Consider the following 13,137-nt stretch of genomic DNA (forward strand, 5'->3'; position numbering starts at 1 on the left):
CGGGGCACCGCCGACCGTGCCGGGTCTAGCTGCTGCGGTCGCTGCCCTCGCGCTGCTGGTACCACTGCTCGAAGAAGTCCTCTACGGCGTGGACGTCGGTGGGCAGGGCGGCCACAATCGCGGGCAGGTCCTCTCCGGGATGCTGGGGTCGCGGGTCCTGGCGCAGCAGTGTGGGGATGTCGCTGCCGTGCAGGGCTGCTGCTCCTGCGCGGTGGCGTTCGTGCAGCGGGGTGAGGCCGGGAAGAGCTTCGGCGGCGGTCAGGTAGATCTCGGCGAGTGGGTCGACGGCGATCTGGTGGGCGGCGAGGTGGCGGCGGTAGGCGGGGGTGTCGACGGCGGCGGTGTTGGCCGGCTCGCCGGGGCGGGTGGCGGCCAGGACGTGGTCCTCGCCGAGCATCGCGGACACCGTGCCCGGCTCGGGCCCGTCCGGTCCTTGGCGCCAGTGTCCGTCGGCCGGCGGGTTGTAGAGGTAGGGCTCGTCCTGGCGGTCGAGGTCGGCCAGGGCCCGAAGTCCGGCGCACAGCTCGTACAGGTCGAGGACCATCTCGCGCGGCGCCGCGGCGGCGATGAGTTCGGCCGGCTGCGGGTCGGCGTCGGCCGGCACCGGGCGGGGGATGAGCAGGCGCCGGTCGAAGCTGCGCACTGTCCGGGCGCCGGCGGCGACTTCGCGACCGGCGTGCTCGGCCAGCAGCATGGCGGCGGGCAGCGAGTCGGTGCTGGCGAACCGAAGTGCCGGGGTTGCGTGGTGGACCCACGCGGGCACGCCCTCGGGGCCGGGGTGGACCGCGTAGCCGAAGCCGCCGTGGCGGCGCTGCTCGACGCGCAGCTGGAGGGGAGCGGGACTGTCCAGCAGCGGCATGGCGGCAGTCCACCGCGCCGCAGGCTGCCGGTCCGCGGACCAGGCGCTGCCGTTCGCGGGGTCGGCCTGCTGCCAGGGGGCGCGGGCGGGGACCTGGTGGGTGGCGGCGGCCAGGGCCCAGTCCAGCAGGCGGATCAGGATCTGCCGTCCGGCCTCGGTCAGCTGCTCGTGGTCCGGGCGGAGCTCCCGGGCGGCTTCGTGGTCGATGGCCGGAAGGTAGTCGAGCCGGCCCAGGTCCGCGAAGTCGACGGGGCACCGGGCCAGCAGCCGCGCGCACCCGGGCGGGTCGAGCGGGCCGCTCTCCCCGATGAAGTCCTCGGCGAACCGGCGCCGGTTGCCCGTCCAGCCCCCCTCGTCGTCCAGGAATCCGCTGTTGGGTTCGGCGAGCTCAGCGTCCGCGACCTCCAGTGCCCACCCGGCCGCCCGCAGCGCGACGTCCTCCACGCGGACGCCGGCCAGCTCGCACAGACCGTGCCGGGCACCGCCGGGACGCACCGCGCCGGGCAGAGTCGGGTAGCGGGCCAGGAGCGGCAGCATGGCGTCGCTGGCGCTGCTCCGCCCCTTCGCCGGGGTCCGGTCGGGCCACAGCGACCGGATCAGGCGAAGGGTGATCCACGGGGCGCTCAGGCGCGCCCGCCCGGCCGACAGGTTCACCAGGCGCCCGGCGTCGACGGTGAACTCCACCGCCCCGCCGTGAAAGGGCCGGGCGGCGAGGTGCTCCAGTAGCAGCACCCGCCGCAGCACCGCCGAGAGGTCCCCGGCACACGGCACCACCCGCTCCCGCTGCGCCCGCCCGGCCGCCGCCTCCCGCTCCCCGGGCCCGGCCGCCCGGTCCGGAGCGTCGGCCAGGAGCACGTCGCCCCTTTCGACGGCGCCGGCCACAGCACGGCTCCAGTCCCGGGCGAACGTCGTGGCCAGCCGGACCCGCCGCTGCGGCGCGCCCGCCGGGTGGAGGACGACGTCTTTCGCACCGGTGCTCCAGCGCAGGCCGGCCACCCCCGTCAACGCCCCACCGGCCCGCTGGACGGGCAGCAGCGCCCGCGCCCACCGCGCCAGCTGCGCCCGGCCCACGTGGACGACCAGTTCGTCGGGGCGCGGTGTGACCCGGGCGATTCCGTAGGGGCCGTCGGTCTCAGTGGGGCGGTGCGAGCCGTACTCGGTGAGGAGGGCGGCGAGGATGCGTGCCTCCCAGACTTCCTGGTCGGGGTGGCCGGGGGCCGGGAGGGGACTACCGTGCGCGGTGATCTCGGCCCGGGCGAGCTGGTGCGGTTCGCCGGTGGCGGTCGCGCGTGCCTTGGCCAGGTCGGTGGCGGCATGGCGCCGGGCGGAGGGCGCGGGGTGTGAGGTCATGGCGGCTTCCTGTCGCGTGCTGCCCGGCCAGCACGTCGAGGAAGGGAGACGTGCACGTGGTGATGGTGGCGAGGAACAGGTGCGCGTCGTCGCCGATCGCGCGGGTTCAGCCTTCCCGGTGCCGCGTAGGGCCGGGAGCGGCACCCCGGCATGGCCGCCTTCACGGCTGCCGCCCGCCAGTCTAGGGCGGGTCGGACCTCCCTGGCCGTCACCCGATCAGGTGAACTCGCATCACCGGCACCGGCCTGCTAGCGGGCCTCGTTCTGTCGTTCCAAGGGGTCAGCTGGGCACGCGGGGTCGGCCGATGCGGTCCGGCGCCGGTTCCGGCAGCACGGGGACCTCGCGGCCCCGCCGGATGGGCTGGTGACGGTCAGCGTGGTCGGCCAGGGCTCACCCACGCCATCGGCCTGGGCCGTCAGGACGTCTCGGATGTCCAGGTCCAAGCTGACGATCTTGCTGGCCCAGCAGTGGACGGAGCCGGTTGCGAGGGCAGGGCCCTGCTCACGGGCGGCCGAAGCTTCGCTCTGACTGGACCAGAATCCGAAACCGGGTGACAGCAGCGTACGAACAGGGCTACGGTCGCACGCACACCATCCCGCTCCGGGAAGCGCCGGTTCATCTCTGCGGCCGCACCCGGCACCGACACCGTCCGGGAAGACCCGCACTCTCTCGGGCGGAGCGCCCGACGCCGCAGCAGCGCCGGGCCAGATGCGGCCCCGCGGCCCCCGCGCGCCCCCCTCGCGGCGAGGCCCGGGGCCGCGCCACACTCATGTCCGGCCGGTCACCACCACCGTCCCACTGCCGCCGCGCACCGCCGATCCCGTAGGCCCGACGGCGGGGTGGCGCTTGCTTGCGGCAGCTCGGCGCTGACAGCCCCGTTGCGGCGCCGCTCCGGCTGCATCATGACACTGACCGCCCCGCGTGCGTTGGGGGCCATGTCCGCTGCCGGTGGCGCCTGGTCAGAAGCCGGTGCTGCGCTGGGGGGACGAGTTCGGCGGACCTGGTGGGCGCGGACACCGATCGCGCGGTCGAGGGTGGCACTCGGCTGCACGGTGGCGTCCTGCAGCAGCCGGAGCCGACGGGCGAGCGGTGACAGCTCCAGCTGCGCCCAGAGAGGATGGTCCGCGGCGTCGATGTGGTCCCAGTCGCCCGGGTTCAGGTCGTGGTGACAGCCAACGATCCGATGGTCGGAAAGAAGCACCTGAGGGTTCGATCGTGGCGGGCCCGCCCAGCCGCCGTCGTGCACCGTTCCGACAGAGGTCAGCTAGCGCCGGGGAAGAAGGCGCCCGAGAAGAGCGGTGGTCCCCGCCCACGCGGCCAGGCCGGCGAGCACGGTGGCCGGCCACGCCCAGTTGGCCGTGAGGGAGATCAGCAGCACCAGGGTGGCGCCGTTGACGAGGCCGGCGGACGATGCGAGATCTCCCAGGGCCACCGGTCGGCTGGCGGCGACGGCTCGGGCCAGGGCGCCGTGAGCGAGTACGAGTACGGGGCACAGCACCCAGCTGAGGACTAGGACGCCCCACCACGGCAGGGGTGACAGCCACAGAAGCAGCAGGCAGGCGATGACGCCGATCGGCAGGATGACGAAAAGGCCAGCCGCCGAGTCGTCGGCCTTCGAGCTGTCGGTACTTGGTGACGGCTTGGTGACGAGGGCCAATACGAGGGCCAGGAGCACGAAGAGCACCGCGGACAGGACGGGCGGCCACGGCGTCGGCAGGGTGCTCAGCCAGGTGAGCTGGGCGAGGACACCAACTGCGGCGGTGCCCGCGGCGGTCAGGACTGCACCAGTGCCCACCGCAGCAGTGGGGCGGGCCAATCGCGCTGTGCCGGCGGCGGCAGGAGCACGGCGGGTGGCGGGGAGGGTCGGTTGCCGGGCGGCGCCGGCGCGGCGGGCCGGGGGGAGCGGCGGTTGGGGAGTGAGCGCGCGCAGGCGTTCGACGACGGCCTCGGCGCTCGGCGGCCGCTTGTCCGGGGCCTTGGCGAGCAGGTGCAGGACCAGGGTCTCGAGGTCGGCGGGGATGCCGGGACGCAGGGTGCCAAGGCCGGCGGGCGTGGCGGTCAAGTGCTGGTGGAGCACCGCGATGGCGTCGCCGGTGAAGGGCGGGCGGCCGGTGAGGAGTGTGTGCAGTAGGCAGCCGAGGGCGTAGAGGTCGGCGGCCGCTCCGATGACCGGGTCGCCGCCGGCCTGTTCAGGTGCCATGTAGGCCGGGGTACCGATCACGTTGCCGGCCGTGGTCAACGCGGGCTGCCTGCTGCCGAGGTGGCGGGCGATCCCGAAGTCGACGACCTTGACCGTGCCATCGGCGGTGAGCATCACGTTGGCGGGCTTGATGTCGCGGTGCACGATCCCTGCCCGGTGGGCCGTGGCCAGGGCGTCGCAGATTTGCACCGTCCAGGCGATCACGTCCGCGACGTCCGGCAGGCGTTCCTCGACCAGGTGGTCCAGGCTCCGTCCCTCCAGGAGCTCCATCACGAGGTAGGCGACCGGGCTGCCGTCCAGGTCGGCCCGGCCGACGTCGTGGACGGTGACGATGTGGCGGCTGCTCAGGTTGCCTGTGGCGTTGGCCTCGGAGAAGAAGCGCCGGACCGCACTGTCAGGTGCCCCGTCGAGCGTGAGCACCTTCACCGCGACGGTACGGCCGATGCGCCGGTCGAAGCCCCGCCACACGGTGCCCATCCCGCCGGCGCCAAGCAGCGTTTCGAGTTGGTACCGCCCGTCGAGCAGCATCTGTCTCCCACCCTGCGTCCGGATGCCGGCGGGCCGATGGGCCCGCGCCGGCGCTGGGGTCGCCGGTGCGGGCACAGTACCGGCCTCCCGCCCGATCGTCCGCATGCTGCCGGGCCGTCCCGGCCGGGCCCGTACCCTCCCTCCACCAGCAGATTGCAATGCAATCACTAGTGCTGTAAATTATGTCTGACCTGAAAGGCATCCCCCTTCCCTCCTGGCACCGTCCGCCGTGGTGCCGCGCCATCGGCGTCCCGGCGGCGAGAAAGGCCGGTCATGGCCAAGCTGACCCGGCAGCAGGCCACGCTGCACCTTGCGGCGTGTGAGCTGCTCGCGCTCGACCGCGAACTGACCCCCGACGAGCGGTTGTTCGTCCTCGATTACTGGCAGGAGTCCTCCACCGGCACCAACACGCTCGACGGCGCGTTCTTCACCCCGTGGGGCCTCGCCGTCGACGTGGCGGTCGAGGTCACGGGCCACCGGATCATCGACCTGTGCGCCGGGATCGGTGCCCTGGCGTCCGCCTGCCTGACCTACGGACCCCGCGGCCGCGAGGTCGTCTGCGTGGAGCGCAACCCGCGCTATGTCGAGATCGGCCGCAAGGTGGTGCCGGATGCCACCTGGATCCAGGCCGACGTCTTCCACCTGCCCGACGGTCTGGGCCGCTTCGACACCGCGGTCTCCAACCCGCCCTACGGCGCGACCACCCGCAGCGGCAACGGTCCCGGCTATCGCGGCCGCCGCTTCGAGTACCACGTGATCGCGGTCGCCTCCCGGTTCGCGGCTCACGGCGTCTTCCTCATCCCCCAGGAGTCCACCCCGCTCCGCCCCAGTGAGACCGGCGGCTTCACAACGGTCGAGGACGACGAGTTCAGGCGCTTCACCACCGGGACCGGCATCCGCCTGGAGACCAACTGCGGCCTGGACACCTCCTCCTACCTCTACGAGTGGAGGGGCGTGGCCCCCCGCACCGAGATCGTCCTCGCGACGTTCGGTACCCGCGGCTTCGCCCCCGCCCCCGGTGTCCTCCCGGCCACCGACACCTCCGAGGGGCCGGGCCTGCTCCCGATGGGAGCGGCCGGGTGAGCGGCCTGGAACCCTGGCGGGAACGCCGCGAGCGCTGCCCCGACTGCGGGGTCGCCATCGGCGACATGCACGCCGCCGCGTGCGACCAGGCCCTGTGCCATGGCTGCGGCAGGCAGCGGATCTCCTGCTTTGACTGCCCGCAGCAGGGCGCCGACCGCTGGACCGGCACCGACCCCCGCTTCGCGGCCTGCGAGCGCCTGGGCTGGTTCGCCCTTCCCGCACCCGGCTGGCCCCGCTGCGAACCCGGCACGCCCGGAGCCTGGCCCGACCTCAACCGCCTCTACGCCGAGGCACAGTGGGATCCGCAGGACCACACGTGGACCCCCGAGCCGCCCACGATCATCGTGCTGCTGCCGACCGACGACGGGTGACAGCATCTGCGTGCGCTGGAGGGAGCACCCGGGGGGACGCGAACCGCCTCCCCCCGGCGCACCCCGGCGCCGGCACCGCGGCCGGCGTGGGTGCGAGTGCGCCCGGTTCCGTACGCGGTCACCTACCTACCCGTCGAACAGTGGGCCTCTGAGCTCGACCGGCAGACCAGGTCCCGCAAAGGCCAACGCCTTCGGCCGGATCTGGGCTGTGGCACCATCAGTCAGGTCGACGGGGAGGAGCAAGCGGTGGACGGTCAAGGGATCGAGCCCGGCTTTGACGTATCAGGGGACGGGTGGGACAGCGTCAAGCCATTCGTCACAGACCGTGAATGGGCGATGATCCAGACCCGGGTTTACAGGGCGATCTTCGAGCAACCGCTCCTTCCCGTTGACTTCGACCCCGCCGAGCGGCTGAGCACCTACGCCCTTCTCGGCCTTGAGCTGAACCTGCGCGGTGGCAACGTCTTCACCATGGACGTTGGTCTCGCGGCATGGTTCCTGCCGACTGGATGGCAGACGGTACGCGTAGACGAGCCGGCCTACGGGTTCCAGATCCTCGACGAAAGCGGTGCCGCGCTGGTACAGGGCGTCGTCGATGTTCAGCCACGAACCAGGACTGTGGTCATGGCCCTGACGGACGCGGGTCGGCGAGTCGCCCGAGAGCGGTGGGACGCGTTGTCCTGGTGGGGGCGACGGAAGCTGACTCGGCAGCTCGGAAGTCCGTGGAGCGATGCGACCCGGTGAGCGGTCCCTCGACGATCGCCCTGCGCAGTCCGTAGGCATCGCTACCTCAGCGAACGGCGAGGCCGCTTGGACAAAGCGCAGCGCGGATTCGCCCAGGTCAGGGGCCTGCCGTCTCCACCAGCGAACCCCAGCACTCGCATACGGAGTTGCTGTGGTGGAATGCCGGGCGCCGACCGGCTGGAGCACCGGTGGCACCAAGCACTGCGCCGGGCCGCGACCGCCCTCGCCCCTGTTCAGGACGCGGCCTACGGGCCGTACTCGTCCGGGCCTCCGCACTTCGCTCTTCCTTCCGTCGCACTGCCGCTGTACGCCGGAGACCGCGAGTCGGGCGACGTCCCGGTCTCCGAGATTGTCGATGCCCTGACGACCGACGGCCTGGCCCTGGAGGCGGCCATCCGGACAAGACTCACCCGTTGGCGCGATGTCGTGACGAGGAGAACCAGATCGGCGCGCTGTACCGGTCGATGAGCATCCAGCACGCGCCCGCCTCGATGGCCGCAGGCCTGACCGGCTCTCCCTCCGGGGCGGCGTGGAATCGTCGTTGGCTTGGGTCGGGAGTAGCTGAGTCTACGGCGGGACGCCGTCACTGCTCTGTCCTCGTCCGGCGATCGCCGGGCCGCTGTTGCCCGAGGCCTCTCGACAACCGGTCGCCGGCCGGGGGTTCGCGGCGCTGGAAGGAGAACTGGGACCGGGCCGGGCTAGCTGAGCAGGCCGGTGGTCGGTTGGGGCGGCGGCTGATGCCCGATGGTCTTCATCAGCGCCCGGTTGATGTCGGGGTTGCGGCCGGGGACGTACGAGGGGACCGGCGTGTAGCCGCAGGCCGTGTACAGGGCGAGGGCGGCGACGTTGCGGACGCCGGTCTCCAGCAGGACCTCGGTGTGGCCGCGGCCGAGTAGATCTTGTTCGAGGGCGGCGAGGATCCGGCGGCCGAGCCCTTGTCCGCGGGCGGGCGGGGCCACGTACATTCTCTTGATCTCGGCTGTCGCGGGGCTGAGAGTGCGCCAGCCTCCGCAGGCCAGGGCCGGTCCGTCCCCGAGTCGAGCGATCAGGAACTGGCCGTGCGGGGCGTCGAATTCGGCGCCCTCGGTGGACTGGGGGTCGTCGGCGCTGCCGTAGGTGGCCAGCTGCTCCTGGTGGAGGGCTTGGGTGAGGGCGCGGGCGTCGGCGGTGCCGTACGGGACGGCGGTGAGCGTCCATTGGGGGCCGGCCTGGAGCAGCGAGGTCATGGCGTCGATAGTGCCGTGCGAAGGACGTCCAGCGCATCACCGTGCCCGGCGGCGCGTAGTTGCCGGCCCGCGGCGGTGCGGACTTTGGTGAGGAGGGTGCGGCAGCGGATCGACTGGACCTGGGGAAGGGTGGGGGCCAGGGCGGTGATCCAGTGCGCGGTCGCTTCGGCGTCCCGGGCCCCGATGCTGGCGCGGACCAGGTGGATTCCGTGAAGCAGGCCGGATCGGCGGTAGCCGGTGGCCGTTCCCTGGGCGGCGATGGGGCTCAGGAGCTGGGCGGCTTCTGTGAGCAGGAGGGAGCGTCGGCCCGGGGTGTGGTAGGCGAGGTCGACGAGTGCCTGGCCCGCTTCGGCGTTGATTTGCTGGGGGGTGACGTAGTAGAGGGAGGGTGGGTCGTCGCTGTGGCGCTGGCCGATCAGCTGCCGGCATCGGTCGGTGGCCCTGCGGAAGGCCTCCAGGTCGCCGGCGGCGGCCTGGGCGGTGGCGAGACGCCCCCACGCCCGGGCCTGGACCAGGGGGACGGCCCGGGCGGAGTGCTCGACGGCGGCGTGCGCGAAGCGCAGGGCCAGGCTCGGGCTGGCGCCGGCGGCGTGCTGGTAGGCGAGCATCCCGAGGGCGTTGGAGACGGTGGTCGTGTCGCCGGCGGCGCGCGCGATCCGGATGGCCAGGAGCTGGTAGCGGTGGCCGGCCGGGTCGAGGCCCGCGTCGAAGCTCATCCAGCCGGCGAGCTGCGCGGCGCTGGCGGCGTGCCGAAGGAGTCGGTTGCCGGTCACCGCGTCGTAGCGGCCGGTGTGGATGAGGACCAGCGACTCGTGCAGCGCGATGCGGGCGTGGCGCTGGCTCAGGGGGCTGCCGCCGGTGCGGTCGTCGAGACGGCGCAGCGCGGCGAGCTGCTCGAGGAGCATGTCGACGAACTCCGGCGCGACGTAGTCGCCGTCGCCGTTGCCCGGGGCGGGAGGGGCGGGGGCTTGGCGGGTGGCGTCCCAGACGGCCGCGGTGAGGCGGTCGTCGGCGGTGGAGCGGACCAGCGCGGGTTCGGTGGACCCGTTGGTCCACTCGGAGGCGGTGCGCAGGACGTGTTCCAGGGGCAGGGGGCCGAGAAGTTCCTCGGTCTCGGCAGTCACGGGGGTGGGTTGGTCGCGGCCCCACATCTGGGCCGGCGTGTAGCGCAGGCCGGTCGCCTCGGTCAGGACCAGCGCGACGACGTCGCGTACGGCAGCCGAGCGGGGCTGGTGTCCGCGCAGCCACTTGTAGCCTGCGGTGATGTCGACCGGGGGGTGGCCCATCGCGTTCAGTCGAGGGTTGACGGCTTTCACCAGCTCGCGGGCCGACCACTTGGTACGGCTCAGGGCGTCGGCGAGCACGGGGTTCAGCTGGGGGGAGGCGAGATCAGTCACCACGCCATGACGGTAGGTCACAGTCGTTCGGGGTGGGGAGTTTCACGGGTTTTCACGTTCTCGGTGCCGCTTTCACGTTGTTCACGGCGCGGGGTGCTGTCGGGGGCTGGGCGCCGGTGGTGGGCTGGGAGGGTTCTGGCCCTGCCTGTTCCTTCTCCTCCTGGGTGGTTTTCGTGATTCCTGAGTACGTCGCCCGGCTGCGCGCCTTGGTCGGCCCCGACCACGGGCTGTGGCTGCCGGGGGTGACCGCCGTCGTCCTGGATGAGGGGCAGGTGCTGCTGCACCGGCGCTCCGACACCGGGGAGTGGTCGATCCTGAGCGGCATCCTCGATCCGGGCGAGGAGCCGGCGGCCGGGGTGGTGCGCGAGGTGCTGGAGGAGACCGGTATCCGGGTGGTGGTGGAGCGCCTGGCCGGGGTGACGGTGTCCCCGCAGGTGGTGCACCCCAACGGTGACCGGGCGCAGTACCTGGAGCTGGTCTTCGCGTGCCGTCCTGACGGCCCGGGTCAGGTGGCCCGGGTAGCGGACGACGAGTCGCTGGAGGTCGACTGGTTCCCCGCGGACGCGTTGCCGCCGATGCGGGAGCGCACGCGCGGGCTGCTCATGATCGGCCTGGCGGACCGGGAGCGGGCGTGGTTCAGGCAGGCGTGAGGGCGGTGTGCCGGATCAGCTCGAACGCTTCGGCCGCGTCGTGGCCGATCTGGGCTCCGCGCAGCCGGGCCGCGGCCAGGACCGCTTCTGTGGAGCGGGTGTGTGGCCAGGACCGCATCTCCGAGGCGTACACAGCCAGGGCCCGTTCCTTGACGGCCAGCGCGGCAGGGGTGAGGGGCTGGAACCAGGTGGGGCGAAAGGTCCGCTCGGGGCCCCATTCGGTGGCGGAGCGGATTTCCCAGGCGAGGACCGTGGTGACCGGGCAGTCGGGCTGGGGGCGGGTGGCGGCGGCGACGGCCTCGGCGGTGATGCGGTGGTCCACGGACAGGTCGGCGCTGCTGTGGGTGTAGACGACCGCAGGCCGCCAGCGCCGGATCGCGGCTTCGACGGTCTGGGTGATGGTCAGCCGGGGCACGGTGTCGAAGCCGTTGTCGGGGAAGGCCGCGATCTGGGCGTCGGCGCCGTAGAGGGCGGCGGCCCGGTGGACGCAGGCGCTGCGGTGGGCGGGGTCGTCGTGGCCGGGGCGGCTGGTGGAGCTGGCGCTCAGAACCAGGACGGCGACCCGGTCGCCGGCGGCGGCGTGCTCGGCCAGGGTGCCGCCGGCGCCCAAGGTCTCGTCGTCGGCGTGGGCGGCGACGGCCAGCACGGTACGGGGGGTGTTCATGGCGCTCCTCGGTGAGGGATCGGTTCGGGCCGCGTGGCCCGGTGACGGAAGGGGTGGAGGCTGTGCGGACTGCGGAGTTTCCCGGTGTCGACCTGCGGGTCGGGCGGGCGCGGATCGGCGAGGGGGTGCGGATCGGGGAGGGCACGGTGATCGTGGCGGACGACCTGGTGCTGGCGGACGGTGCGGTGGTGGGGCCGGGCTGCGATCTGCGCTCGGCCCGGCTGGAGCTCGGCGCGGGCGCGCAGGTCGGCGCCAGTGGGCGGTGGCTGGCCGCGGACCTGTCCCGGCTGGGCGCGGGCTCGGTGGTGGACGCGGGCTCGGATGTGGTGTGCCGGGAGCTGACGGTCGCCCAGCGCACCTACCTGGGGCAGCGGCTGCGGATCGGCGCGGGCGCGACGATGGAGGAGCGCTCCGTGGTCCGTATCGGTGCCGACTGCCAGATCGCGCCGGACGTGACGCTGAACTGCACCGAGCCGGTGCTGATCGGCGACCGGGTGGGAATCAGCGCCGAGGTCGCGATCCTCACGCACGGCTACCACGCCGGGCACCCGGTCCGGGACGGCCACGGCGCGGCGTTCGCGGGTGTCGAGGTCGAGGACGGGGTGTGGCTGGGCTTCAGGGCGGTGGTGCTGCCCGGCGTGCGGGTGGGCGAGGGCACCATCGTCGCCGCGAGCGCCACGGTGACCCGGTCGCTGCCCGCCGGGGTGCTGGCCGGCGGCGTGCCGGCGACGGTCAAACGCGAGCTGCGGCCGCAGGCCCTGGATGCGCATCAGCGCCGGGAGGCGGTCGCCGCCTTGGCGCGGGCGTGGATGGAGCGGCTCGCCTTCAAGGGCTTCGCGGTGCGTGAACTGCCGGGCGGGGCGCGGGCGGGGTGGGAGGTGGCGGGCCGGGGAGACCGCTGGCAGGTGGGACTGGATGCGGAGGCGGTGGAGCTGCGGCCGTCGGGCGGCGAGGAAGTGGTGTTCGGCTTCGGGGAGCCGCTGGCGGTGACGGGGGTGCTGGACGACCTCGGACACGATCTGCGGGACTTCTGCCGGCGGGCGACGTGGTTGTTCCCGTACGAGGGCAACAGCCGGGGGCTGATGCCGGAGCGGTTCGCGCGGCTGCTGGACACCGGTGCACCTGGTGGGGCCGGGCCCGGTCACGGGCGGGCTTCGAGGTAGGCGGCGAGTTCGGGGGTGACGCGGCCGGTCTGTGCGGCGCCGGCCATGCTCTCGGCGAGCTGGCGCGGGGTGCGGGGACCGATGACGGGGATCACCGGGGCCGGGCGGTGGGCTCGCAGGTAGGCCAGGGCCAGGCCGTGCGGGGTCATCCGCAGGGCGGCCGCCGCCTGGTGGAGGCGGTCGCGGCGCTCGCGGCCAAGGGCGGTGTCGTAGGTGTCGGCGTGGTGGTGGGTGTGGCGGCCGCTGTGGTCGGCGGCGAGGTAGCTGGCGGCGAGGGTGCGGAACGGGGTGACGGTCATGCCCGTGCGGGCAGCCATGTCCAGGTGCCCGGGGTCGGCCTCGACGAGCCAGGGTTCGCCGGGCGGGTCGCTGCGGGGGATGAGGCTCCACAGCGGGGCGGTGACCGTCGGCGGTGCGAGGTGGGCAGCGGCGGCGTGGTCGGCCCACGCGGCCAGGCGGGCGGTGGTCCAGTTGGAGGCGCCGACCTGCTCGGCACTGCCTTCGCGCACGGCCTGGTCGGCGGCGTCCGCGATCTCGTCGAGCGGCGTGGTGGGGTCGTCGCGGTGCAGCACGAGGACGGTGGCCACACCGAGGCGTTCGACGCTGCGCCGGGCGGAGGCGAGGATCGTCTCGGGCCGCAGGTCGCCGCGGTCGGGGCGGGCCGGGTCGAGTCCGACCTTGGTGATGACGCGCACGCCGGGGGCGCCGGTGTCGCGCAGCCAGGCGCCGATCAGCGGCTCGGCCAGGAAGGTGTCGCCGCGGCGGCCGTAGGTGGGGGCGGTGTCGAGGAGCCGGCCGCCGAGCTCGTGGAAGACGTCGAGGAGTCGGCGGGCCCGGTCGTCGGGCACCGCCTGGGTGCCAAGCTCGAAGGTGCCCAGCGCCGCCACGCCCGGCAGGGGCGT

General features: G+C 73.5%; 11 protein-coding genes. 5 read left to right on the plus strand and 6 right to left on the minus strand.

The window, feature by feature from the left end; translation table 11 throughout:
• Positions 1–25: 25 nt before the first annotated feature.
• Together ACFRMQ_RS00580 and ACFRMQ_RS00585 are read right to left on the minus strand one after the other, a co-directional pair.
• Complete coding sequence (locus ACFRMQ_RS00580) at positions 26–2,209, minus strand: hypothetical protein (RefSeq protein ID WP_380725304.1); 2,184 nt, start codon at positions 2,207–2,209, stop codon at positions 26–28.
• A gap of 1,264 nt (positions 2,210–3,473) precedes the next feature.
• Entirely contained in the window at positions 3,474–4,937 is a 1,464-nt protein-coding gene (locus tag ACFRMQ_RS00585; protein WP_380725306.1) for a serine/threonine-protein kinase, read from the minus strand.
• Positions 4,938–5,210: 273 nt separating this feature from the next.
• On the opposite strand from ACFRMQ_RS00585, the gene ACFRMQ_RS00590 reads away from it, so the two are divergent.
• The 3 genes from ACFRMQ_RS00590 (at position 5,211) to ACFRMQ_RS00600 (ending at position 7,135) form a co-directional block, all read left to right on the plus strand.
• Complete coding sequence (locus ACFRMQ_RS00590; protein WP_380725308.1) at positions 5,211–6,020, plus strand: methyltransferase; 810 nt, start codon at positions 5,211–5,213, stop codon at positions 6,018–6,020.
• Positions 6,017–6,391 carry a hypothetical protein gene (locus ACFRMQ_RS00595; RefSeq protein WP_380725310.1) on the plus strand — a complete coding sequence of 125 codons (375 nt, stop codon included), beginning with the start codon at positions 6,017–6,019 and terminating at the stop codon, positions 6,389–6,391. The genes ACFRMQ_RS00590 and ACFRMQ_RS00595 overlap by 4 nt, the downstream gene beginning before the upstream one ends.
• Positions 6,392–6,637: 246 nt before the next feature.
• Positions 6,638–7,135 (plus strand): hypothetical protein, encoded by a 498-nt coding sequence (locus tag ACFRMQ_RS00600; protein WP_380725312.1) that lies wholly within the window; start codon positions 6,638–6,640, stop codon positions 7,133–7,135.
• Between the two features lie 698 nt (positions 7,136–7,833).
• Here the strand turns inward: ACFRMQ_RS00600 and ACFRMQ_RS00605 are convergent.
• The gene (locus ACFRMQ_RS00605) at positions 7,834–8,361 is read right to left on the minus strand and encodes a GNAT family N-acetyltransferase (RefSeq protein ID WP_380725314.1); all 528 of its coding nucleotides are present in this window, start codon (positions 8,359–8,361) and stop codon (positions 7,834–7,836) included.
• Positions 8,358–9,761 carry a hypothetical protein gene (locus ACFRMQ_RS00610; protein ID WP_380725316.1) on the minus strand — a complete coding sequence of 468 codons (1,404 nt, stop codon included), beginning with the start codon at positions 9,759–9,761 and terminating at the stop codon, positions 8,358–8,360. Before ACFRMQ_RS00610 ends, ACFRMQ_RS00605 begins: the two co-directional genes overlap by 4 nt.
• Positions 9,762–9,931: 170 nt before the next feature.
• Between ACFRMQ_RS00610 and ACFRMQ_RS00615 the strand changes: the two genes are divergently transcribed.
• Positions 9,932–10,408, plus strand: a complete 477-nt coding sequence (locus tag ACFRMQ_RS00615) for an NUDIX domain-containing protein (RefSeq protein ID WP_380725318.1) — start codon at positions 9,932–9,934, stop codon at positions 10,406–10,408.
• On the opposite strand, the gene ACFRMQ_RS00620 is transcribed toward ACFRMQ_RS00615, so the two are convergent.
• Positions 10,395–11,072: a PIG-L deacetylase family protein gene (locus tag ACFRMQ_RS00620; protein WP_380725320.1), complete on the minus strand. Its 678-nt coding sequence runs from the start codon at positions 11,070–11,072 to the stop codon at positions 10,395–10,397. The two genes, ACFRMQ_RS00615 and ACFRMQ_RS00620, sit on opposite strands and share 14 nt — an antisense overlap.
• 62 nt (positions 11,073–11,134) lie before the next feature.
• On the opposite strand from ACFRMQ_RS00620, the gene ACFRMQ_RS00625 reads away from it, so the two are divergent.
• Positions 11,135–12,235: a hypothetical protein gene (locus ACFRMQ_RS00625; protein ID WP_380725322.1), complete on the plus strand. Its 1,101-nt coding sequence runs from the start codon at positions 11,135–11,137 to the stop codon at positions 12,233–12,235.
• Here the strand turns inward: ACFRMQ_RS00625 and ACFRMQ_RS00630 are convergent.
• A partial coding sequence (locus ACFRMQ_RS00630; protein WP_380725324.1) for an aldo/keto reductase occupies positions 12,214–13,137 on the minus strand: 924 nt, incomplete at its 5' end. The genes ACFRMQ_RS00625 and ACFRMQ_RS00630 overlap by 22 nt on opposite strands.

Origin of the sequence: Kitasatospora sp. NPDC056783 (assembly GCF_042789895.1) — a bacterium.
Classification (GTDB): Bacteria; Actinomycetota; Actinomycetes; order Streptomycetales; family Streptomycetaceae; genus Kitasatospora.